Origin of the sequence: Synechococcus sp. A10-1-5-1, from assembly GCF_023115425.1 — a bacterium.
Taxonomy (GTDB): Bacteria; Cyanobacteriota; Cyanobacteriia; order PCC-6307; family Cyanobiaceae; genus Vulcanococcus.
The window spans coordinates 524,340-541,696 of the sequence record NZ_CP096032.1 but is presented as its reverse complement, the minus strand read 5'-3'; the positions used below and the strand labels follow the sequence as shown (position 1 = coordinate 541,696).

The window sequence follows — 17,357 nt, the reverse complement described above, 5'->3', positions numbered from 1 at the left end:
TGCGTTACAGTTCTGTTACGTACCGAAGAGACGCGTGATGACCCAAGCCAATCCCTCCGCCCCCGCAGTGATTCGCGGCGCCACCGTGACCGAAGAAGACGGCGGCCGTCTCAACGCTTTTGCCACCGAGCCCCGCATGGAAGTGGTGGACGTTGAGAGCGGCTGGGGCTTCCACGAGCGCGCTGAAAAGCTGAACGGCCGCATGGCCATGCTCGGCTTCATCGCCCTTCTCGCCACCGAGCTTGCTCTGGGTGGTGAGTCCTTCACCCACGGTCTGCTGGGTCTGGGCTGATTCCCTTCAACCCCGTTCACCAAGGCCGCAGCACAGAATCGTGCTGCGGTTTTTTTGTGCCGTTTCCCCTGTGCCCCTCACAAAGCGTTCAACCCTGCGCGCTCGGGTGAATGGCGCCGGGCCCACTGGGGCTCTAACGGCCCTGGCTTTGGCGGATGCGGGCTGGCAGGTGGACCTCTGCGATCCGCTCGAAGCCGCCGCGCTTCAAGGTCGGAATCGGGCCTATGCCCTGACCCATTCCAGCCGGGATCTGCTGCAACGGCTGGGGCTTTGGGATGAGCTGCTTCCAGCCCTGGCCCCGTTTCGGCGGCTGGAGCTCTGTGACCGGGCCACCCACCTTCAGGTCCCGTTTACGGCGAGTGATCTGTCCTGGCTGGGGGAGGGTGATCAGCCCGTGGGATGGATCCTGCAGCACCGCGCCTTGATGCAGGTCCTGCTGGCGGCGGTTCAACGCCAAGACTCCATTACCGATCGCCTGGGGATGCTCCCCGCGCCAGTCACCGCCGGTTTGGATCTGGTGGTGGCAGCGGATGGTCACCGCTCGGCCACCCGTCAGGCCGCGCGGATTGGGCACTGGGCCTGGCCCTATCGCCAGGGATGTCTGACGGTGCAGGTGCGACTGCGCGGCTCAGCCCCTGATCAGGCCTGGGAGCTGTTTCGTCCGGAAGGTCCCTTTGCGGTGCTCCCCCTGGGGGCGGACGCGTTCCAGTTGGTGTGGAGTGCACCGCTGCAGCGCTTGCGCCAGCTGGAGCAGCTCGATGCTGTGGCATTTCTCGATGCCCTCAGCGGCGCCTTGCCCGAGGAGCTGCAAGCGGAGGTCCTGCTGGATCAACCCAAGGCTTTCCCCGTGGCTCTGGAGTGGGCCTGGCCTTTGGCCCGCCGCTCGACCGTGGTCGTGGGTGAGGTGGCCCATCGCTGTCACCCCGTCGGCGGCCAGGGCCTGAACCTCTGCTGGCGTGATGTCGATGAGCTGCATTGCTTGGCCCGGCGCTGCGCGTCGGGGCGGCTGCGGCCTCGGGCACTGCCTGGCGCCTACGGCCGCTCGCGCGTTCTCGATATCGCCCTGGTGCTGCTGGCCACCGATGCCCTGGTGCGCCTGTTTTCCAACCGTTTTGCGCCGCTCCTGGTGCTGCGGCGCTTTGCCCTGCAGGCCCTGGGCCGTTGGGGATGGATGCGTCAGCTCAGCCTGCGGGCGATGAGCGAGGGGCCTTGCCGCCTCTGGCGGGGCTGAGCAGGATGGCGGCATGGTCATCTGCACCTCGCCGCAACCCGCTCCCCACCCTGAATTGCTGCGCTTTTTGCGCAGCAGCCTCGGGCTCAGCGAGAACGCCCTGGGATTGGGGCTCAAGCAGTCGCAGCTGGAGCAGGCCCCGCTGCCGGTGGTGCTCTGGCGTTTTGGTTTGATCAGCTTGGAGCAGCTTGATCAAGTCCTGCAGTGGCAGGACCTGCACCTTTAAAGCGCCGATCTCAGTAGACGATCAGGGAGTCCACGGGGACCCCGGCCGGAAGTTTGCCTTGGCCGCCGAGATCAGCCAGTTCCACCACAAACGAGAAGCCCACCAGTTGCCCGCCGACTTGTTGCACCAACTCGGCGCAAGCCGCGGCGGTGCCGCCCGTGGCCAGGAGGTCATCCACAATCAGCACCCGCGGGCTGTTCTCAAAGCCATCGGGCACGATTTCGAGCCGGTCGGTGCCGTATTCGAGGCTGTAGTCGACGCCGATCACCTGGCCGGGCAGTTTGCCGGGTTTGCGAACTGGGCTGAAACCAATGGTTTTTGCAGTGGCCAGGGCTGTGCCAACGATGAAGCCGCGGGATTCGATGCCGACGATCAGATCGGGCTGCAGCCGGTCACAGACCTCCCAAGCTGGCGCATCACCTCCTGCCAGGCGTCGGGCTGGCGCATCAGGGGGATGATGTCGCGAAAGAGGATCCCGGGCTGAGGGAAGTCGGGGATTTCCCGGACCAGGTGACGCAGATTGATAGAGCCCATGGTCGACGAATCAGCGCCAGTGCTGGCAGTATCGCAGCCATGGCCGAAGCCCCTGCGAGCGTGCAAACCCCCTTGTCCCGCCGCGGGATCGAGCGCCTGGATCTGATGCTTCTCTGCGCAGAAGCGTTGGATCTCAACGGTGGGGAGGCCATGGTCTGGCTGAGCGAAGAGATGGGTTTCACCGACCTCTTCCCCAACCGGGTTGAGCTCTGGAAGCGCCGTTGCAGCAACCCGCTCCGCCGCAACACCCGCCGGGCATCGCTCAAGCCGGAGGAGACGGATGCCTTAATCCGCATCCTGACGGCCCTCTCTGAGCGTCTCTATCCGATGCTGCGGACCCTGCTTTCTTCGGCGGAGCCCCCTGATCTCAATGAGCAGCGTTGGGATCTCTTCCGGTCGCGTCTGAGGGAGTTGGTGCTTGAGCGCCTGAACCCCAGGGCGGGCGGAGTCCAGCGTTTGCTCGATCCTTTGGAGGGACCTGCTCTGAGCCAACGGTGGGGAGGCCATGGTCTGGCTGAGCGAAGAGATGGGTTTCACCGACCTCTTCCCCAACCGGGTTGAGCTCTGGAAGCGCCGTTGCAGCAACCCGCTCCGCCGCAACACCCGCCGGGCATCGCTCAAGCCGGAGGAGACGGATGCCTTAATCCGCATCCTGACGGCCCTCTCTGAGCGTCTCTATCCGATGCTGCGGACCCTGCTTTCTTCGGCGGAGCCCCCTGATCTCAATGAGCAGCGTTGGGATCTCTTCCGGTCGCGTCTGAGGGAGTTGGTGCTTGAGCGCCTGAACCCCAGGCGGGGCGGAGTCCAGCGTTTGCTCGATCCTTTGGAGGGACCTGCCCGCTCCCCACCCTGAATTGCTGCGCTTTTTGCGCAGCAGCCTCGGGCTCAGCGAGAACGCCCTGGGATTGGGGCTCAAGCAGTCGCAGCTGGAGCAGGCCCCGCTGCCGGTGGTGCTCTGGCGTTTTGGTTTGATCAGCTTGGAGCAGCTTGATCAAGTCCTGCAGTGGCAGGACCTGCACCTTTAAAGCGCCGATCTCAGTAGACGATCAGGGAGTCCACGGGGACCCCGGCCGGAAGTTTGCCTTGGCCGCCGAGATCAGCCAGTTCCACCACAAACGAGAAGCCCACCAGTTGCCCGCCGACTTGTTGCACCAACTCGGCGCAAGCCGCGGCGGTGCCGCCCGTGGCCAGGAGGTCATCCACAATCAGCACCCGCGGGCTGTTCTCAAAGCCATCGGGCACGATTTCGAGCCGGTCGGTGCCGTATTCGAGGCTGTAGTCGACGCCGATCACCTGGCCGGGCAGTTTGCCGGGTTTGCGAACTGGGCTGAAACCAATGGTTTTTGCAGTGGCCAGGGCTGTGCCAACGATGAAGCCGCGGGATTCGATGCCGACGATCAGATCGGGCTGCAGCCGGTCACAGACCTCCCCAAGCTGGCGCATCACCTCCTGCCAGGCGTCGGGCTGGCGCATCAGGGGGATGATGTCGCGAAAGAGGATCCGGGCTGAGGGAAGTCGGGGATTTCCCGGACCAGGTGACGCAGATTGATAGAGCCCATGGTCGACGAATCAGCGCCAGTGCTGGCAGTATCGCAGCCATGGCCGAAGCCCCTGCGAGCGTGCAAACCCCCTTGTCCCGCCGCGGGATCGAGCGCCTGGATCTGATGCTTCTCTGCGCAGAAGCGTTGGATCTCAACGGTGGGGAGGCCATGGTCTGGCTGAGCGAAGAGATGGGTTTCACCGACCTCTTCCCCAACCGGGTTGAGCTCTGGAAGCGCCGTTGCAGCAACCCGCTCCGCCGCAACACCCGCCGGGCATCGCTCAAGCCGGAGGAGACGGATGCCTTAATCCGCATCCTGACGGCCCTCTCTGAGCGTCCTCTTCCCCAACCGGGTTGAGCTCTGGAAGCGCCGTTGCAGCAACCCGCTCCGCCGCAACACCCGCCGGGCATCGCTCAAGCCGGAGGAGACGGATGCCTTAATCCGCATCCTGACGGCCCTCTCTGAGCGTCTCTATCCGATGCTGCGGACCCTGCTTTCTTCGGCGGAGCCCCCTGATCTCAATGAGCAGCGTTGGGATCTCTTCCGGTCGCGTCTGAGGGAGTTGGTGCTTGAGCGCCTGAACCCCAGGCGGGGCGGAGTCCAGCGTTTGCTCGATCCTTTGGAGGGACCTGCTCTGAGCCGTGAACTGGTGCAGTCCATGGCGCTCTGCGCTGGTGAGGGCGGCTTTGAGCGCCTGCGCGCCAGCCTTCTTGATGCAGCTGTTTGATCACCGAGATGAAACTCACGACTCGCTACGAACAAACCAGCTGCCGTCTCATCGTCGAGGGCCTGCCGGATCTCTCCGCCGGACAGTCCTCGAGCACCATCGGCATCCTGACCGGCTTCACGATGGGCCTGGCGGGCCACACCGAACTGGAGGGCCAGCGGGAACACCTGCAGGCTTTGCTCTTCGCCGTGATCCCCTATGCCCGGCATCTTCTCAGCGGCGTTCCCAAGGCTTTCGGAGCCGCCGATGCACCGGTGGCCATTGCCCCAGGAGATGGCTGCCATCAGTTGGAGTTGCGCAGCAGCCAGCCGAATACGCCGCCCTTGACCCTGCGTCTTGATGACGCCGAACTCTCGGACTTGGTGCGCTGCCTCGATCAGCTCCGTTTGGATTCCCGGCTGGCCCTTCCCTTTGAGGCGCCACCGCTTCTGCCCCTGGCGCGCAAGGAACTGCGCCATCGCCAACCGTTGCTGCGACGGATCGCCGCTCCGCTGACCGGGGTCGTGGCAGTTGCGGTCAGTGCTGCCTTGATCGCGATGCTGCCGACGCCGAAGCCGGCGTCTGAGACTGTCCCCGAGCTGGCTCCCCCGGCCAAGGGCGGTTGACGTCCTTTTGAATCACCCCACACTTGCAGTACTGCGATGAGCGCATTGAGCTGGTCGGAATTGCGTCGTCGCGTCGCCCGTCTTGGTGCCAGCCTTGATGTGGTCGTGCGCAGCGATCCGGAAGTCTGTGGTCTAAGTGGTCCTGACTTTCACATCTCCTTGCACCACGGCGGCCAGGGGGATTGCACGGTTGGTGATCTGAGCCTGGTGGACTGCCCCAACGACTTGGTCCTGGTCGAATTTGAACGCTGGATGCGCGGAGCCGGACACCAGCTGGAGTCATGACACGGCAACGGCGTTTGCGGGTGGTGAGTAGCGGAGCGGGCGCGGCTGAGCGGCAGCGCCCCGTGTTTCGCAAGCGCAAACCCAAGAGGCGTTCAAGGCTGATCCTTGAGGCGGTCCTGATGATGGCCGGCGGCGTCGGTTTGCTGGTGTTGTTGCTCCAGCTCCCGCAGCTGATTGACCTCGACAGCCTGCTCTTGGTGAGCACCGCCTTGGCCCACCTGATCGGAGGCCTTTCTCAGCTGTTGATGGGTGTCCTGCAGCTGCTTGGCGTGCTGCTCTTGGGTGGCCTGGCCCTGTTGGCGCTGCTCTGTTTGCTGGGTGGCTTGGTGCGTTTTGTGCGAGCCGTGGTGGCCCCAGCCCCCAAAACGGCCCAGGCAAAACGTCGCCGCTGAGCAGCGTTCTGAGCATCCTGTGGAGAGCGCTTCGATCGCTCTTCCCCATGACGACACGCCGGCTTTGGCCCTTGGCTCTGGTTTTACTTGGAGTCCTCAGCCCTGCTGCTGTCCATGCCTGTAGCCGTGTGCTCTCCAACAGCAACGGTCAGTCGGTCGTGGTGGGACGCACGATGGACCTCTACCTCGATGACCAGGCTGCCCTGGTGCTGCGGCCCCGCGGCCTCGAGGCTGGCGGCTTGGTCAGCACCAGTGTTCCGAACGCCAAACGCTGGCGCGTGAAGCACGGCAGCGTTGGCGTGATGAGTGTGGGGACGGTGCTCGCCGATGGCCTCAATGAACGGGGCCTGAATGTCAACCTGCTCTATCTCTCTGGCAGTGATTACGGCTCAGCCAGCAGCGCTAAGCCCGTGATCTCAAACCTGCGGATGGCCGAGTTTGTGCTCGACAACTTCGCCAACGTCGATCAGGGCAGCTATGCCTTTCAGCTGGCCCGCAATCCCTATCCGATCTGGGTGGAGCTGAGCCGTTTGAATTTCAGGGCTGGTGGAGCCATGCGCCGGCTCAATGTTCAGTCCCCTGCGCTGACAGGCGATGTCTCGGAGCTGTTGGATCGCTCCTGAGTTAGCCGCCGTGGAGCTGCTGGAACCAGAAGCCTGCGAGCTGCCAGGAGCTCCACAGGAAGATCCCGAGGAACACCCAGTTCAACCAGGGCGGACGCTTGTCGTTCTCAAACACGGTTGCTCTTGGTGCGCAGGGGCATCATCGCCCCCGGAACCACTGCAGGACCAAGCCCTGTGCTTGAGGTCCTGGAACGGTAATGACGGCGAGGGTTTCGACTCCCCGCTGGTAGTCGTAGCGGCAAAAGCCCTGGCCTGTGCCTGAGCACGCACTCAAGCTTGGGAGTCGATTGCCAGCCAGCTGCCGGTCCATGGGCTCTGGCGCCAGTCCCTTGACGGGCTGCCAACCATCCCGCTGCAAACTGGCATCGGCCTGTTCGATGGGCTGCTGCGGGATCAAGGTCACCTCTTGGGCCGCGCTGACTCCGCTGATCCCACTCAGAAGGGTCAGCAGGATCAGCAGTCGGCTGGACGAGGAAACGGCTGCCATGGCAGCGGCCGAGGCGAAGGTCTACTTCGATTAGAGCAACGCTCAGGCAGGAACGGAACTGCGCTGTTCTCTCACTTGATCGTGCAGGGCCTCGAGCTGGGCGTGGACGGAGCGCAATTGCTCACGAACGGCCTCGGTGTTGTCCAGTTTGCTCAAGGTCAAGAGCATGGTTTCGATCTGGTCCTTGCTGTTGATCAAAACGCGGCATTCGCTGGTGCCAGGTTCGTAGCGCACGGAAGAGTGTTCGCTGGAACACCATCGAAGCGAGCCTGAGCGATCAAGAGTGTGGCGAATATTGCCGTTTTGGCAGTTGGACGGAGCGGCGACTGTGACGGACCGCGCAACTGAAATCTTGAGATTCTCTTGTCTCACTTGCAACCGGTAAGGGGCTCGGCAAGATGCTTAATGCGCTTGAGCCCTGAGCTAGCGGCTGTCAGCCCTGGACGCTCTGCTGGCCGGGTTGAAAAAGCGGAGGGGGTGGGATTCGAACCCACGGAAGCTTTCACTTCGCCGGTTTTCAAGACCGGAGCCATCAACCACTCGACCACCCCTCCAGGGACGACCTTGGGTCGGATTCATTGTTCCATGGGGCGGGACGCTTGCGCTGTCTCAGGGGAGAGACCAGTGAGACCAATTTGCAAGGTTGGTTTAGAGCGCAGCGATCGAGAGGTCGCGAGATCGATGGCCGTTCTTTCCACCAACCTGTTGGCCGTGCGCACCAGGGAGTTGGCCGACATGATTGAGACCCTGCCGGTCAGCCTCAGCCCTGATCATCAGTACGAGCGCTGTTGCGAGCTGCTCGAGCAGGTCGCCGTTGCCTTGGACCTGCTTTCCGCTACCGCTCCGGGTTGACGGCTAGGCGTCGAAACCAAAGCTTTGGCGCTTGCGAGAACCAATCAGCTGCTTGGTGACGTGCTTCTGGGCGTGCATCATCTCGGCCATCTGCTTGGCGAGGTGCTTGAGCAGCTCCAGATCATCCATGGCATCGATGGAGCGCTTGATGCGCTCGAGTTCAAAGTTGGATTCCAGTGAGAGGGAGCTGGGCTGGGCCACCGTGCGCACGCTTCTGTTAAGTAACGTTAAGCCTGCTGGGCTCGTCGGTGTGGCTGCTTGGGTCAGCAGACAGCGTCGTTTCGCCACTGAGGTCTTCGATGTCCCCGTCAGTTGAGAGTCAGCGAGGTGTTCGGGAGATGCTGAATGCCCATTTGTTCCCTGTCCTCGCCGGGGTGGGGGCGGTCTGTGCGGTCTCAGGCGCCCTGTCCTTGGCATCGCTCGGGCGACAGGCTGATCGTTGGAGCCGTTGTTATGACATCAGCCTCAGCTACCTCATCGAAAGCAGGCCGCAGCTCAGGCAGCACGCCGATGCCATTGCAGCCAATTTCTGCAATGGGGGTAGGCCGATTGGTCAAAAGTCAGGAGCTTCGTAAGCGGTTCGCTGGGGCGCGCTCCTGACTGGTTCGTTATCGATTTCCGTCTGGACCCTCGTAGGTGAACTCCAGCAACATTGCTGAGAAGAGGTTTTTGAGCTTGACGAGTTGCTCCTGCTCCCTCGGGTCAGGAGCACCGGCCCACTTCTCCAAATGGAAGCTCACGGACTTGTGCAGAAGCCTTGCGGCATTGATGTCAATCGATAGATCAATCGTTGGATTGTTCTCGTCTTGCATCTGAAGAAGAAGGGTTTGCCCCTGACGGTCCAGGCGAATGGATTGAGATGCTCTGATCTCAGCGGCCCGATGGCTTGCTCTCAAGGGCCTTGAGGAAGGCTGCGGGTCCGCTATTCACAGGCGGAAGCTCCAGCGTGGCTTCCCTCCCTTCGAGTGCGGCCTTGAGGGACGCAATCATCACGCTATTGCCGGAGTTCTCAACCGCTTTGAGCGCTTTGAGGAGTCGCGCTTCACGGGAGGCGCTGAGCGCTACGGATTCAGGCTGGGCGCTCTGAGCTCGAACACTCTCGAGTTGCTGAGCGAGGTTCTCCCAGAGCAAGCCCACGTCTGAATCCGCAAGGTCTGAGGACTTTCTCACAAAAAAAAGAGGTTGCAGCGTGATGGCAACCTCCCGTTGATTCCTTTGGTCACCACCGTCTTCACCCGAGTTGATCAAGACGGTGATGGAAGGATTTTTTCTGAGATCAGTTCTCAGGCTTGGCCAAGGGCAGCAGGCACTTGTCGGAGTCGCATCCAGCCGGACCGGCTTCCATGAGTTCACCACCGTCGTAGCGCTGCAGCGCTTCGAAGAAATCGTTGGTGCTGCGGCGGCCGACCACGGCGGCCTGGAGCTCTTCGTAGGTGGCCTGGTTGATCGGCTCAAACGGCAGGCGAGGGAAGGTGGCGTTGGCGTCAAAGCGAGCCAGCAGAGCCGCTGAGATGTAGCCCTGGCCGTTGTCGATCGCAGCGTGGATTGCGTCGGTGAGCGGTTCGATCTCGTGCTCGCGGAACTCCACCGTTGCCGAGGTGTTGTGGGCCGTGTAGTGCTGCTGCACCTGCATGTAGAAGTCGAACTGGGCCATCGCCGAGAAGTTGTTGATCTCAACGGCGTCCGCGCCGGGGAGGTTCGCCCAGCTCACCTCGGTCGGAATTTCCACCAGCCACTCGGTGCAGCGGGGATCAAAGGCGTCATCCAGCAGACGACCCTCTTCGTCCTTGTCGGACTGGGACGGCACGATTGAGTAGCCGTAGTCCATGCAGGCCAGGGCGACCGGATCGTTCTTGCGGAAGGTGATCCGGCGGATGAAGCGCTGGGCCTTGGGGGGGTGCCAGCCGGGGGAGGCACCGGTCAGCAGGCTCTTGGTGCCGGCAGGCTGAACGGTGGTGCAGCGGTTGGGCCGGCGCAGACCTTGGCGATCGCAGTAGTCCCAGACGGCCTTGTTGACGATCTCCTTCCAACGGCTGAGATAGTCCGCCTCCCTGGCTTTGAAGGCACGACCTTCTTCGCTGTCGGGACGACCGGCTTCCCACCAGGTCAGCCAGGGGGTGCCAAAGGCATGGACGAAGAAGTCGAATAGGCCGGTGAAGCTCACGCCAACGATGGGATCCCAGGCGCGGCTTTGGCGGTAGCGCTCGACTTCGAAGCGGTGGTTGAGCAGGCAGGCCACAGCCAGGCCGCCGGCTGTGAAGGCTTCCTCCTGGGCGACCAGATCGTCGGGGTCGATTCGGTTGAGGTGAATCTCGGCGAGGTTGCAGTGGAAGTCCGCGCCCAGGATCTCGCCGCAGGGGTTGAGGCCATAGCGGCCGAGGCGATGCTCCAGCTCCTCGGGGCTGATCTCGGGATGGTTGGTGGAGAGCCACTGACCGGCTTCTTCCCGCCCCTGGTCGCAGTAGACATCCATGAACTCCGTGCGCAGCTCAGGGGTGGAGAGCAGGTCTGCGTTGGAGCGGGCAATGGCTTCAGGGGCGAACTGAATCGCACCTTCACCGGAGTGGAACTGCTTGGTTACCGCTTCTAGAACGGTCTGGCGGTCAGGACGGCTGTGGAAGACCCGCGTGTGATTAGCCATGCGCAGGGCATCGCGCTCGGGATCGATGCGCCAGTTGCCGTCGCTGTCCTGCTGCCAGAGGTTGTCCTTGGCGGTGGAGGCCGCGGTGTCGTCAGCGGCGAACTGACGCATGCCGGCGCTGCGGCGAATGTTGCCCGCCACGATCGTGACGGCGGCCTCGTCGATCAGCAGGCAGCACTCCACGGAGGTGAGCCTGCGGCCTTGGGCCTTGTTCAGGATTTGCGCGACACGGCCATAAAGGTCCTTGAGCTTGACCGGGTTGGCCATGCCACCGAAGCCCTTCAGGGTTTCGCCGACGGGACGGACATCCGAGAGGTCAATGTTGACTTCGATCGGGGTGTTGGCGTCGAAGCGCTCGTCGCTGCAGAGCTCCAGCAGCAGCTGGTAACTATCCACCCAGCCGCGGCGGGTGTCGCCCACCTTCACCTGAACGGTTTGACCGTTGATCTGATGGGTGGTGGTCTCCTGACGCTGACCAGCAGGGGTCACACCGATGTCACTGACGCCCGTGACCTTGAGGGTGTTGCGGACGGCGGGGAGGCGATCGATCAGGTGCGGCTCAATGATGGCGCCGGTGCCGCAGCCCATCATCGCCAGGTCCATCATCAGACCGAAGGCTTCCCAATCCACCAGGTTGGTGGAGGTGCAGTTGTAGGAACCGGAGAAGTTCGCGTCCTGTTCGATCCAGGGGGTGCCGCCGATCCAGAGCCAGCGTCCCGAGGGAAGGGCCTTTTGCTCTTGCTGCATCCGGCGCAGCAAGGCCACTTCCTGGTCGTTGAGATTGCCGAGTTTGCGCAGGCCCGAGAGGTTGCGCTCAGCAACCTCGTTCCAGCTCTCGCGACCGTTCGGGGTTTTGCGGCTGTAGGTCCGATAAAAGACAGGATTGGCCGCAGGTGCAGTCGCTGGAAAGTCGGGTCTGGGGCTGTTCAGGGCGCTGGTGCTGCTTGCAGCACTGGCTCCAGGAACTGACACGGTCACGGGCATCGATCTCTAAGCGTGCCGGCACCCTAACGCCACTGGTGGGGTCTGCAAGTTGCCGTTGCCACTAGTGGCGGTGCGCGGCGCTCGATGCCGTTCTGTGGCCTTTCTGGGACAGGGGATATGGAAAATCTGGAATTTTCGTCAGATTGCAGGTTCACCGTCCTGATCTGGCCGATGCGTGGTCGTCGTCGCCTTCGCCGTTCGCCTTCGTGGTTGTCCCTGTTGGTGGGCCTGCTGGTGGGGCTGCAGGCGCTGCTTCCTGCATCAGCCGCCAGTGACCGTTCGCCGGCCCTGGTGTTTGAGCCCAACGCGCGCCTGATCCCGATTGAGCAGCAACCCTTCTATGGGCAGCTGGTGCGGGATGCCGGTGCCTGGTCGGATGTGGTGCTCGGCCAGGTCGTCGGCGACAGCCCCCGCGCCACGTTGCTCAACTTCTATGCGGTCATGGCCGAGGTGGGGGACCGCGCCGATCGCCTGGGCCGCTACGACTCCCTGCTGGCAGCCCGCACGCAAGGGCTCGACCGACAGGAGCAGATCGATGACACCGACCTGCTGTTTCGCCTGGGGGTGAAGGCGCTGGATGCCTCTGTTTTTCCGCAAAGTGTCCGGGTGGACATGGCCGAAGAGGCGGCCATTCAGCTGAAGCACGTTTTGGATTACGTCTTCACCCACAGCGTTAACCCGATCTCGATTCCCGATGCAGCGGGCATGAAAGCGCTGAATGATGAGCGCACAAAGCCCGTCGATGCCTGGCGAATCCCGGGGACGGCGATCACCTTGACCTCGGATTTGGTCGGCGATCCCGAGAACGATCAGTACGTCTTTTCAGCCGATACGGTTCAGCAAATCCACGTCATGTATGAGGAGATTCGGGAGTTCCCGGTCATCCCTCAGCCCTTCGCAACGCCGCTCTTCTATCACGACTTCATCCTCACCCCCGGCTACTTGGTGCCGCCGGATTGGTATCTCCGTTTCCCGAAAACTTGGCGGTCTGTCTTTGAGATTCCACTCTTCGATCAGACCCTTTTTCAGGTGGCCTGTGCGGTTCTGGTGATCAGCATCTATGCGGTTCTGGCCGCTTGGTTGATTCGACGTCTTCTGGGGAGTTATCGCGATCAGATGTCGAAAGAGTCGGCTTCGCATCCCTGGCTCCAGGACGGGATCGCGTGGCGCCGCTTCTTCACCATTCTTCCCCTGCTGCCGCTGACACGCCTCACTGAATATCTGATTGACGATGAGGTCAATTTCACCGGATTACCGCTGGTGATCGTGACCTATTCGACTTATGTGATTTGGTATGTCACCGCTGGCTTGGTGGTGTTTCTCTTTTTTGAAGCCATCGGTCGCAGCGGATCTGGCTTGTTGACGCGGTTGAGGGGTTCCGGCTCCGAGTGGCGTCGGCAGCGGGTCTCGAGTTTCTTGATGCCGCTGTGCCGCGCGCTCGGGGCATTGATCGCCGTCGTGATTTTTTATCGCCTTCTCATTCTGTTGGGCTTACCCGCGAGCACGGTGCTGGCCTTCTCGGCGGTCCCTGGTTTGGCGATTGGTCTGGGTGCCTCCAAGTTGCTTGGCAATTTGTTTGCAGGGCTCTCCATTCAGACCGATCGGCCCCTGCGGGTTGGTGAGTTCTGCCGGGTCGGCGACAACCTCGGCTACATCACCAAGATTGGTCTGCGCTCCCTGGAGTTGCAGACCCTGGAGAGCCGGGTCACGATCCCGAATTCCGTTGCCGATGAGGCCACGATCATCAATTACTCCAGGCGGAGTAATCGGCCCGATCAACAACCGATGCAGGGCCTCGATCTGAAGGTGCAGCTGGATGAGAGTTATTCACCCTTTCAATTGGAAGAACTGCTGCACCAAACCCGTCGATACTTCGAGGGGCGTCATGATCTGCATCAGCCCCTAGTGACCTTGGAGCGGCAGCCGGAGGGTTCCGCGGAAGCGCTCGTGGTGTTTGCGATGGTCGAACTGCACGGCTGGCAGTCGTACCTGAGCCTGCGGGAGCGCCTGCTACTGCACTTGGAGGAACTTGTCGAGCGTGCTGAGTTCTCGGAGATTGCCCTGGGCATTGCCTACGGCACCCCCGCAGAGCAGCTGAAACGGATCCCGGCCTTGATGAAGGCGGCGGTTGACCTGGATCCCGAGCTGCGTTTCCTGGCCTGCCGCATGGAGCGCATTGCGGCCTTCAGTTACGACCACGTCCTGGAGTTCAGCTCCAGCCATGGCAATCACGATGCCTTTGAAGACAGCGTCCATGCGTTGAACCGCCGCATTATTGAGACCCTGGCGGCCGAAGGGATCGAGATTCCCTTCCCCACGCAAACCTTGATGCTCAATCCCCCTGATGCAGCGAACCCCTGAACCGGAATTGATGGATGCCCCAGAGCAGGCATCCGCCTATGCCGCTGCCGATTTCAGCGCAGGCGATCAGGCCTTGGTGGACCGTATGGGCTTGCTGTTCCCCTCCGGATTGGGGCCTCGGGTGCTGGATCTGGGCTGCGGTCCCGGCAACATCAGCTTTCGTCTGGCCCAGGCCTATCCAGACGCTGAGGTGATCGGACTGGATGGTGCCGCGTCGATGCTGCAGCTCGCCGAGCGGCGCCTGGAGCAAGAACAAGACCTGGCTGAGCGTCTGTCCTTTGTTGGTGTCTGCCTGCCGTCGGCGGATCTGCCCAAGGGTTGCAGCGGCCTGGTCAGCAACAGCCTGCTGCACCATCTGCACGATCCGCTGGTGCTCTGGCTGGCGATCGCCCAAGCCGCTGCTCCTGGAGCGCGGGTCTATGTCAAGGATCTGCGTCGGCCCCCCAGTCCTGAAGCTGCCGAGCAGTTGCGGGAGCGCTACCTGGCCGATGCTCCGGCGGTGCTTCAGCACGATTACGTGGCCTCACTGCACGCCGCCTTCACCGCTGCTGAGGTGGAGCAGCAGTTGCAGGTTTCTGGCTTGGAGATGCTGCAGGTGGCTGAGGTGGACGACCGCTACCTGGAAATCTGGGGGCAACTGCCGTGAGCTCACCTGTCAGGCTGTCGCCATGACCAGCAGCAGCGTGAGCACGACCCCTGAGCTCGAGGCCTTGGCGGAGGCCGTCTCCCGCCGCCGCAACTTCGCGATCATTTCCCACCCCGACGCGGGTAAGACCACCCTTACAGAGAAGTTGCTCCTGTATGGGGGTGCGATCCAACAGGCCGGAGCCGTGAAGGCCAAGGGCGAGCAGCGCAAGGTCACGTCCGACTGGATGGAGCTGGAGAAACAGCGGGGCATTTCCATTACCTCCACGGTCCTGCAGTTCGACTACAGCGGCAGCACGATCAACCTGCTGGATACCCCGGGTCACCAGGATTTTTCCGAAGACACCTACCGGACCTTGGCGGCTGCGGACAACGCGGTGATGCTTGAGGACGCTGCGAAGGGCCTCGAGCCTCAGACCCGCAAGTTGTTTGAGGTCTGCCGGATGCGCCAGATCCCGATCTTCACCTTCATCAACAAGATGGATCGGCCTGGGCGTGAGCCGCTCGAGCTGCTGGATGAGATTGAACAGGATCTGGGGCTTGCTTGTTGGCCGGTGAACTGGCCAATCGGCAGCGGTGATCGCTTTCGGGGCGTGATCGATCGCCGCAGTCAGGAGGTGATCCTGTTTCAACGGGCCGAGCGGGGCCGGGCTTCTGAAGAGAAGGTGCTCAGCGTTGATGAAGCCCGGGGCACTGGAGCGGTTGAAGAGGAGTTGCTGGATGCGGCCCTCGAAGAATTGGAACTGTTGGAGGCCGCTGGCAACGAGCTCGACCTGGAGCTGGTCCATGCCGGAGAGCTGAGCCCGGTGTTCTTTGGTTCAGCCATGACCAACTTCGGGGTGCGGCCGTTCCTCGATGCCTTCTTGGAGTTGGCCCAGAAACCCACCCCCCGCTCCAGCAGTGCCGGCGAGATTGAACCGGTGCGGCCGGGCTTCAGCGGGTTCGTCTTCAAGCTGCAGGCCAACATGGATCCCCGCCACCGCGACCGGGTGGCCTTTGTGCGGGTTTGCAGCGGCAAGTTTGAGAAGGACATGACGGTGCAGCACGCCCGCACCGGCAAGACCATTCGTCTTTCCCGCCCGCAGAAACTCTTCGGTCAGGACCGGGCGGTGGTGGAGGACGCCTACCCCGGTGATGTCATCGGTCTGAACAACCCTGGGATGTTCGCCATTGGCGACACCCTCTACCTCGGCTCCAAGGTCGAATACGAAGGGATCCCTTGCTTCAGCCCGGAGATCTTCGCCTGGCTACGGAACCCGAACCCCTCGGCCTTCAAGAGCTTCCGTAAGGGCGTCAATGAGCTTCGGGAAGAGGGTGCGGTTCAGATCCTCTACGACACCGATCAGAGCAAGCGCGATCCGATCTTGGCGGCCGTGGGCCAACTGCAACTTGAGGTGGTCCAGTACCGCCTTGAGAGCGAGTACGGCGTGCAGACCCGCCTTGAACCGCTGGGGTTCTCTGTAGCCCGTTGGGTCGTGGGTGGCTGGAGTGAACTGGAGAAGGTCGGGCGGATCTTCAACTGCAAAACCGTTCGTGATGCCTGGGATCGTCCGGTTCTGCTGTTCAAGAACGACTGGAATCTCAACCAGTTGGCTGAGGATCATCCCGACCTCGAGCTCAGTGCTGTGGCCCCGGTGGTCAGTGGTGTGGAGCCCATTGCCCTTTAACGCTTCTGCTGGGCTCGCAGTTGCTTCCGTGATGGCGCCAGAATCAGCTGCAACGAAATATCACAGGCTGATTGGCTGATGCCTGGTTCTCTCTGGTTGGTTCGCCCCAGGACAGATGGGGGCAATGATTACGTCAATTTCGTCCGTGGGGGCACGGGCATTGAGATGCGGGAAGGCAGCCATTTGCCTCCCCAGATGCCCCTGCTGAAGCACCGCTGCTGGCTGCAGCTCGACGAGGAAGAGCGTCAGCGCATCCTGCTGTTGCGGCAGCAGGGCTTTCAGTCCAGTGAGCCCCTGTTCTGACTACGCTCAGTTATGAATTTCTCCGGCGCGCGGTGGCATGAACCAGGAGCCTGAATCCTCCTCGACCGGTTCCCAGCCCAGTCCCTACGAGCGCCTGGGCATTGAGACCACAGCGGGCTTTGAAGCGGTGCAGGCTGCCAAGCAGGCTCGCCTCGATGAGGTGGGTGAGAACCCCCAGGCTCGGGCCCAGATCGAGGCGGCCTACGACTCCGTTTTGATGGACCGGCTGAAGGAACGTCAGCAGGGAAAGGTCAGCACCGCCGCCCTGAATGCTTCGGCACGGGAGGCCAAGGCTCCAACCTCCGCTTCCCCCGCGCGCCCATCGCTTCCGTCTTTACCCAAGCTCCCGGCCCTGCCCAGGCCCTCGCTTCCCTCCAGTTCCTGGTCTCTTCCCAGGTTGGAGTTGGCCGAGGGACAGCAGCGTTGGCTGCCGGTTGGCGGTTTTGCCCTGTTGACGGTGCTGCTGCTGTTCACGCCGGCGTCCTCGGCTGAGCTGGTGCTGGCCCTCTCCACCCTGTTCAGCGTGGTGCTCTTGCAGCGCCGCAATCGGCGCTTCCTGCAGGCGGTTGGCTTCAGTGTTTTGTTGCTCAGCCTGGGCCTGGCCCTTGGGGCCCTGCTGCTTCAGGTCCTCGACCCGAGCCTGCCCCTGGGGCTTCCCCTTGATGCCCACCAGGTGCAGAGCCTTCCGGCCCTGCTCCTCTTGCTGCTGGGTGCTCTGCTGATTGCTTAATTCGGCTTCACTCCAGGCCGGATCCAGCTGTGGCAACGCAGGGTCCGAGCCGACCCTGCGGGGATGGTGATCGCCCAAAGCCGGCAACAGCCGCTTTGGTGGGAGTCATTGAGCCAGAAGTGCCTGCAGTTCAGGCAGTGGGGAAACCAGGTCATCGCCAGGGTCCTGCAGGGCCCCCCTGTTACAGCTCCGCTCTGCTCCCTCTAGTGATGGTTTGAGGACACTTTTTCA

25 protein-coding genes, 1 tRNA gene and 3 pseudogenes are annotated in these 17,357 nt (G+C 62.4%); 19 read left to right on the top strand and 10 right to left on the bottom strand.

The annotated features are described in order from the left end of the window. Nucleotides 1–37: 37 nt before the first annotated feature. From MY494_RS02905 to MY494_RS02895, 3 genes are all read left to right on the top strand, one after another. Nucleotides 38–292: a high light inducible protein gene (locus MY494_RS02905; protein ID WP_247911253.1), complete on the top strand. Its 255-nt coding sequence runs from the start codon at nucleotides 38–40 to the stop codon at nucleotides 290–292. Between the two features lie 70 nt (nucleotides 293–362). Next, nucleotides 363–1,523, top strand: a complete 1,161-nt coding sequence (locus tag MY494_RS02900; RefSeq protein ID WP_247911251.1) for an FAD-dependent monooxygenase — start codon at nucleotides 363–365, stop codon at nucleotides 1,521–1,523. Nucleotides 1,524–1,536: 13 nt separating this feature from the next. Next, on the top strand, nucleotides 1,537–1,749 hold the full coding sequence (locus tag MY494_RS02895) for a DUF2949 domain-containing protein (RefSeq protein ID WP_247911250.1): 213 nt from the start codon (nucleotides 1,537–1,539) through the stop codon (nucleotides 1,747–1,749). 10 nt (nucleotides 1,750–1,759) lie between these two features. Here the strand turns inward: MY494_RS02895 and MY494_RS02890 are convergent. Then, nucleotides 1,760–2,283, bottom strand: a pseudogene (locus tag MY494_RS02890) (adenine phosphoribosyltransferase). A 39-nt stretch (nucleotides 2,284–2,322) separates the two neighbouring features. Between MY494_RS02890 and MY494_RS02885 the strand changes: the two are divergent. The 3 genes from MY494_RS02885 to MY494_RS02875 are packed head-to-tail and all read left to right on the top strand — an operon-like array spanning nucleotide 2,323 to nucleotide 3,308. Continuing rightward, nucleotides 2,323–2,844, top strand: coding sequence for a DUF3038 domain-containing protein (locus tag MY494_RS02885; RefSeq protein ID WP_247911249.1), 522 nt, complete (start codon nucleotides 2,323–2,325; stop codon nucleotides 2,842–2,844). Next, entirely contained in the window at nucleotides 2,810–3,136 is a 327-nt protein-coding gene (locus tag MY494_RS02880) for a DUF3038 domain-containing protein (RefSeq protein ID WP_247911248.1), read from the top strand. The genes MY494_RS02885 and MY494_RS02880 overlap by 35 nt, the downstream gene beginning before the upstream one ends. A 1-nt stretch (nucleotide 3,137) precedes the next feature. After that, the gene (locus MY494_RS02875) at nucleotides 3,138–3,308 is read left to right on the top strand and encodes a DUF2949 domain-containing protein (protein ID WP_247911247.1); all 171 of its coding nucleotides are present in this window, start codon (nucleotides 3,138–3,140) and stop codon (nucleotides 3,306–3,308) included. Between the two features lie 10 nt (nucleotides 3,309–3,318). Here the strand turns inward: MY494_RS02875 and MY494_RS02870 are convergent. Next, nucleotides 3,319–3,842, bottom strand: a pseudogene (locus MY494_RS02870) (adenine phosphoribosyltransferase). Nucleotides 3,843–3,881: 39 nt separating this feature from the next. On the opposite strand from MY494_RS02870, the pseudogene MY494_RS02865 reads away from it, so the two are divergent. The 6 genes and pseudogenes from MY494_RS02865 to MY494_RS02840 form a co-directional block, all read left to right on the top strand. Then, nucleotides 3,882–4,142, top strand: a pseudogene (locus MY494_RS02865) (DUF3038 domain-containing protein); the annotation flags it as partial. Between the two features lie 160 nt (nucleotides 4,143–4,302). After that, nucleotides 4,303–4,551 (top strand): DUF3038 domain-containing protein, encoded by a 249-nt coding sequence (locus tag MY494_RS13270; RefSeq protein WP_371820661.1) that lies wholly within the window; start codon nucleotides 4,303–4,305, stop codon nucleotides 4,549–4,551. An 8-nt stretch (nucleotides 4,552–4,559) separates the two neighbouring features. Beyond that, nucleotides 4,560–5,156, top strand: a complete 597-nt coding sequence (locus tag MY494_RS02855; protein WP_247911246.1) for a DUF4335 domain-containing protein — start codon at nucleotides 4,560–4,562, stop codon at nucleotides 5,154–5,156. A 36-nt stretch (nucleotides 5,157–5,192) separates the two neighbouring features. Continuing rightward, on the top strand, nucleotides 5,193–5,441 hold the full coding sequence (locus MY494_RS02850; protein WP_247911244.1) for a hypothetical protein: 249 nt from the start codon (nucleotides 5,193–5,195) through the stop codon (nucleotides 5,439–5,441). Next, complete coding sequence (locus MY494_RS02845) at nucleotides 5,438–5,833, top strand: hypothetical protein (protein WP_247911242.1); 396 nt, start codon at nucleotides 5,438–5,440, stop codon at nucleotides 5,831–5,833. Before MY494_RS02850 ends, MY494_RS02845 begins: the two co-directional genes overlap by 4 nt. 47 nt (nucleotides 5,834–5,880) lie before the next feature. Next, nucleotides 5,881–6,456: a linear amide C-N hydrolase gene (locus MY494_RS02840; protein WP_247911240.1), complete on the top strand. Its 576-nt coding sequence runs from the start codon at nucleotides 5,881–5,883 to the stop codon at nucleotides 6,454–6,456. A 139-nt stretch (nucleotides 6,457–6,595) separates the two neighbouring features. Here MY494_RS02840 and MY494_RS02835 read toward each other — a convergent pair whose 3' ends face one another. From MY494_RS02835 to MY494_RS02825, 3 genes are all read right to left on the bottom strand, one after another. After that, nucleotides 6,596–6,943, bottom strand: a complete 348-nt coding sequence (locus tag MY494_RS02835; protein ID WP_247911239.1) for a hypothetical protein — start codon at nucleotides 6,941–6,943, stop codon at nucleotides 6,596–6,598. Nucleotides 6,944–6,985: 42 nt separating this feature from the next. Continuing rightward, nucleotides 6,986–7,177, bottom strand: coding sequence for a hypothetical protein (locus tag MY494_RS02830; protein ID WP_247911237.1), 192 nt, complete (start codon nucleotides 7,175–7,177; stop codon nucleotides 6,986–6,988). Between the two features lie 235 nt (nucleotides 7,178–7,412). After that, nucleotides 7,413–7,497 (bottom strand) — tRNA-Ser (locus MY494_RS02825). A 127-nt stretch (nucleotides 7,498–7,624) separates the two neighbouring features. Here MY494_RS02825 and MY494_RS02820 point away from each other — a divergent pair. Further along, nucleotides 7,625–7,795: a hypothetical protein gene (locus tag MY494_RS02820; RefSeq protein WP_247911236.1), complete on the top strand. Its 171-nt coding sequence runs from the start codon at nucleotides 7,625–7,627 to the stop codon at nucleotides 7,793–7,795. Nucleotides 7,796–7,798: 3 nt separating this feature from the next. Here MY494_RS02820 and MY494_RS02815 read toward each other — a convergent pair whose 3' ends face one another. Beyond that, nucleotides 7,799–7,996 carry a hypothetical protein gene (locus MY494_RS02815; protein WP_247911235.1) on the bottom strand — a complete coding sequence of 66 codons (198 nt, stop codon included), beginning with the start codon at nucleotides 7,994–7,996 and terminating at the stop codon, nucleotides 7,799–7,801. 98 nt (nucleotides 7,997–8,094) lie between these two features. Between MY494_RS02815 and MY494_RS02810 the strand changes: the two genes are divergently transcribed. Beyond that, complete coding sequence (locus MY494_RS02810) at nucleotides 8,095–8,370, top strand: hypothetical protein (protein WP_247911234.1); 276 nt, start codon at nucleotides 8,095–8,097, stop codon at nucleotides 8,368–8,370. 33 nt (nucleotides 8,371–8,403) lie between these two features. Here MY494_RS02810 and MY494_RS02805 read toward each other — a convergent pair whose 3' ends face one another. From MY494_RS02805 to nrdJ, 3 genes are all read right to left on the bottom strand, one after another. After that, nucleotides 8,404–8,607 carry a hypothetical protein gene (locus tag MY494_RS02805; protein WP_247911233.1) on the bottom strand — a complete coding sequence of 68 codons (204 nt, stop codon included), beginning with the start codon at nucleotides 8,605–8,607 and terminating at the stop codon, nucleotides 8,404–8,406. A gap of 58 nt (nucleotides 8,608–8,665) precedes the next feature. Continuing rightward, entirely contained in the window at nucleotides 8,666–8,932 is a 267-nt protein-coding gene (locus tag MY494_RS02800) for a hypothetical protein (protein ID WP_247911232.1), read from the bottom strand. 139 nt (nucleotides 8,933–9,071) lie between these two features. After that, a complete protein-coding gene (gene nrdJ / locus MY494_RS02795; RefSeq protein WP_247911231.1) occupies nucleotides 9,072–11,420 on the bottom strand; it encodes a ribonucleoside-triphosphate reductase, adenosylcobalamin-dependent in 2,349 nt (782 codons plus the stop codon). Between the two features lie 171 nt (nucleotides 11,421–11,591). Between nrdJ and MY494_RS02790 the strand changes: the two genes are divergently transcribed. The 5 genes from MY494_RS02790 to MY494_RS02770 all read left to right on the top strand — a co-directional run bounded on the left by MY494_RS02790 (nucleotide 11,592) and on the right by MY494_RS02770 (nucleotide 17,126). Further along, nucleotides 11,592–13,781, top strand: coding sequence for a mechanosensitive ion channel family protein (locus MY494_RS02790; RefSeq protein ID WP_247911230.1), 2,190 nt, complete (start codon nucleotides 11,592–11,594; stop codon nucleotides 13,779–13,781). Then, nucleotides 13,765–14,427 (top strand): class I SAM-dependent methyltransferase, encoded by a 663-nt coding sequence (locus MY494_RS02785; protein ID WP_247911228.1) that lies wholly within the window; start codon nucleotides 13,765–13,767, stop codon nucleotides 14,425–14,427. Before MY494_RS02790 ends, MY494_RS02785 begins: the two co-directional genes overlap by 17 nt. Before the next feature lie 22 nt (nucleotides 14,428–14,449). Beyond that, the gene (locus MY494_RS02780; RefSeq protein ID WP_247911227.1) at nucleotides 14,450–16,093 is read left to right on the top strand and encodes a peptide chain release factor 3; all 1,644 of its coding nucleotides are present in this window, start codon (nucleotides 14,450–14,452) and stop codon (nucleotides 16,091–16,093) included. 78 nt (nucleotides 16,094–16,171) lie between these two features. Beyond that, nucleotides 16,172–16,396 carry a hypothetical protein gene (locus tag MY494_RS02775; protein ID WP_247911225.1) on the top strand — a complete coding sequence of 75 codons (225 nt, stop codon included), beginning with the start codon at nucleotides 16,172–16,174 and terminating at the stop codon, nucleotides 16,394–16,396. A 37-nt stretch (nucleotides 16,397–16,433) separates the two neighbouring features. Beyond that, complete coding sequence (locus tag MY494_RS02770) at nucleotides 16,434–17,126, top strand: CPP1-like family protein (RefSeq protein WP_247911224.1); 693 nt, start codon at nucleotides 16,434–16,436, stop codon at nucleotides 17,124–17,126. Here the strand turns inward: MY494_RS02770 and MY494_RS02765 are convergent. Continuing rightward, nucleotides 17,123–17,281 carry a hypothetical protein gene (locus MY494_RS02765; RefSeq protein WP_247911223.1) on the bottom strand — a complete coding sequence of 53 codons (159 nt, stop codon included), beginning with the start codon at nucleotides 17,279–17,281 and terminating at the stop codon, nucleotides 17,123–17,125. The two genes, MY494_RS02770 and MY494_RS02765, sit on opposite strands and share 4 nt — an antisense overlap. Between the last annotated feature and the right edge of the window lie 76 nt (nucleotides 17,282–17,357).

Coding starts and splice junctions, on each gene's coding strand:
- MY494_RS02770 (WP_247911224.1), top strand. CDS start 16,434: ATGAACCAGGAGCCTGAATCCTCCTCGACCGGTTCCCAGCCCAGTCCC.
- MY494_RS02905 (WP_247911253.1), top strand. CDS start 38: ATGACCCAAGCCAATCCCTCCGCCCCCGCAGTGATTCGCGGCGCCACC.
- nrdJ (WP_247911231.1), bottom strand. CDS start 11,420: ATGCCCGTGACCGTGTCAGTTCCTGGAGCCAGTGCTGCAAGCAGCACC.
- MY494_RS13270 (WP_371820661.1), top strand. CDS start 4,303: ATGCTGCGGACCCTGCTTTCTTCGGCGGAGCCCCCTGATCTCAATGAG.
- MY494_RS02780 (WP_247911227.1), top strand. CDS start 14,450: ATGACCAGCAGCAGCGTGAGCACGACCCCTGAGCTCGAGGCCTTGGCG.
- MY494_RS02850 (WP_247911244.1), top strand. CDS start 5,193: ATGAGCGCATTGAGCTGGTCGGAATTGCGTCGTCGCGTCGCCCGTCTT.
- MY494_RS02835 (WP_247911239.1), bottom strand. CDS start 6,943: ATGGCAGCCGTTTCCTCGTCCAGCCGACTGCTGATCCTGCTGACCCTT.
- MY494_RS02775 (WP_247911225.1), top strand. CDS start 16,172: ATGCCTGGTTCTCTCTGGTTGGTTCGCCCCAGGACAGATGGGGGCAAT.
- MY494_RS02790 (WP_247911230.1), top strand. CDS start 11,592: ATGCGTGGTCGTCGTCGCCTTCGCCGTTCGCCTTCGTGGTTGTCCCTG.
- MY494_RS02820 (WP_247911236.1), top strand. CDS start 7,625: ATGGCCGTTCTTTCCACCAACCTGTTGGCCGTGCGCACCAGGGAGTTG.
- MY494_RS02880 (WP_247911248.1), top strand. CDS start 2,810: ATGGGTTTCACCGACCTCTTCCCCAACCGGGTTGAGCTCTGGAAGCGC.
- MY494_RS02785 (WP_247911228.1), top strand. CDS start 13,765: ATGCAGCGAACCCCTGAACCGGAATTGATGGATGCCCCAGAGCAGGCA.
- MY494_RS02855 (WP_247911246.1), top strand. CDS start 4,560: ATGAAACTCACGACTCGCTACGAACAAACCAGCTGCCGTCTCATCGTC.
- MY494_RS02885 (WP_247911249.1), top strand. CDS start 2,323: ATGGCCGAAGCCCCTGCGAGCGTGCAAACCCCCTTGTCCCGCCGCGGG.
- MY494_RS02810 (WP_247911234.1), top strand. CDS start 8,095: ATGTCCCCGTCAGTTGAGAGTCAGCGAGGTGTTCGGGAGATGCTGAAT.
- MY494_RS02840 (WP_247911240.1), top strand. CDS start 5,881: ATGACGACACGCCGGCTTTGGCCCTTGGCTCTGGTTTTACTTGGAGTC.
- MY494_RS02895 (WP_247911250.1), top strand. CDS start 1,537: ATGGTCATCTGCACCTCGCCGCAACCCGCTCCCCACCCTGAATTGCTG.
- MY494_RS02845 (WP_247911242.1), top strand. CDS start 5,438: ATGACACGGCAACGGCGTTTGCGGGTGGTGAGTAGCGGAGCGGGCGCG.
- MY494_RS02765 (WP_247911223.1), bottom strand. CDS start 17,281: ATGACCTGGTTTCCCCACTGCCTGAACTGCAGGCACTTCTGGCTCAAT.
- MY494_RS02805 (WP_247911233.1), bottom strand. CDS start 8,607: ATGCAAGACGAGAACAATCCAACGATTGATCTATCGATTGACATCAAT.